The organism is Armatimonas sp. (genome assembly GCF_043760365.1).
GTDB lineage: Bacteria > Armatimonadota > Armatimonadia > Armatimonadales > Armatimonadaceae > Armatimonas.
In genome coordinates this window covers 1-1,865 of the sequence record NZ_JAYUPA010000346.1, presented here as the reverse complement: position 1 = coordinate 1,865, position 1,865 = coordinate 1, and the positions used below count along the sequence as shown (strand labels likewise).

The window sequence follows — 1,865 nt, the reverse complement described above, 5'->3', positions numbered from 1 at the left end:
GCGAGGAGCTGGGTGAGCAGCACCGCCATACCGGGCGTGTCCTCGGCGGGCTTCCAGACCACGGTGTTGCCCGCCAGGAGCGCCGGAAACATCTTCCAGGTTGGCACGGCAATCGGAAAGTTCCACGGAGTAATAAGCCCCACCACACCCACGGGAACTCTGCGGGCTGAGCAGTAGATATCCGGGCGCTCCGACGGAACCACACTGCCGCTGGGGAGCCGCCCGAACGCGGCCATGTAGTGCGCCATATCAATGGCCTCTTGCACATCGCCGCGCGCCTCGACCAGTACCTTGCCCATCTCGGCGACCATTGCCTGGGAAAATTCTTCTTTTCGGTCTTCGAGCAAGCGCCCGACTTTTGTCAGAAGCGCCCCACGTGCGGGAGCGGGAGTTTTTCGCCACGCGGGATACGCCGCCTTTGCCGCCGCCACGGCAAGCGCGACATCGCGCTGGTCGGAGCGGGCATAGAGTCCGAGAGTTTGGTTTGTGTTGGCCGGGTTGGTGGACGCAAACACCGCGCCCGCCTGACTCGCCACCCACTCGCCGTTGATGAAGTTCGTTTTACCGTCAGTCATGCGGGAATTGTACCCTGCCCCCATCAAAACGAGGCAACAAGTTGCTCTCGCTCAGCGCTTCGCGGGTCGTCCTCACGGACGAGTTGAACGAATCAACGCACCCAAAGGGTGCCCGGCGTTAGCCCTTAGCGAGAGCAACTTGTTGCCTCGTTTTTGTTGAACCGTGATTGGTTATTTCAGCGGTGCACGCGTGAAGGTGGCATCGCCCATGGGGGTCTTGACGAGCATTCCGGTGACTTTACCGTCTTTGTCACGCTGGATGGTAACCGTGAACCCTTCAGGGAGTCCCTCGCCGCTCAACTCGTCTTTGGCGGAGAGCTTAGCATCATTTACTGGAGTCTGTCCTTCCGGCTCAATGACCAGCTTACCATCCTTGACACGTATGGTCACTACGGGCAGGCCCGCCATGTCACTGGTATAGATGCCTTCAAGCGCCTTGAGCCGTGCAACCGAATCCGCGACATCGGCTTTCTTTGGCTCGTCGGCTTTTTTCTCAGCCACGGGCGGCTTGGGGAAAGTGGTGCGCTTGAAGGAGAGCTTACCCACGGGCGTCTCGGCAATCAGATGCGTGATCTTGCCGTCTTTGTCGCGCACGAGCTTGGAGGTGATTCCCTCCGGGGAGTTGGGGGCGACCACGTTGTCCATCTTGTCTAGGGTGAAGTTAATCTCGGGCTGGCCTTCGACCACAATAACGAGCTTGCCCTCTTTGACGAGAATCTCCAGATCGGTAACGGGGCTGTTCTCGGTCTCGGCCTCGTACTTGCCCAGCACATCGGGGAGTCCCGCAGGCGCTTCCGCCTTGGGTGCTTCGGCTCCGGGGGGCTTGGGGAAGGTCTTGCGGGTGAAGTTCAGCTTGCCCTGAGCCGTCTCGATAACGCTCCCGGTCACTTTACCGTCTTTGTCACGGGTCAGCTTCATCGAAGTCACATCAGGGTTACTAGGTTCCGTGGTGAAAGTATCATCTTTATTGATTTTTACTACCGCATCCGGCTGACCTTCACTTTTTAAGATTAGCTTGCCTTTTTCCCAAACCAGCTCGCCCTTGATGCGCATTCCCTCAATCTCATCAGACTCGTAGACACCCAACACGTCAGGGACATCGGCTTTCTTCACGTCCGCTTTAGGAGCGGGCTTGGTGTCTTTCGTCTCCGCGACACGCTTAAGCTCGCCGCCGCCCATAGGAGTCTCCACTTTTAGCCCCGTGATCTTTTTATCCGTGTCACGTACTAGGGTGAAGTTAAATCCCTCAGGAAGCCCTTCGGCAATCAGCTGGTCTTTGTCGTTGAGCGT

Annotated in this window: 2 protein-coding genes; both read right to left on the bottom strand. The window is 58.1% G+C overall.

Annotated features, from left to right (window positions below):
* On the bottom strand, positions 1–575 hold a 575-nt coding region (locus ACH2EH_RS08505), incomplete at its 3' end, for an aldehyde dehydrogenase family protein (protein ID WP_395140756.1).
* A 171-nt stretch (positions 576–746) separates the two neighbouring features.
* The coding region (locus ACH2EH_RS08500) for a hypothetical protein (RefSeq protein WP_395140754.1) at positions 747–1,865 on the bottom strand (1,119 nt) is incomplete at its 5' end.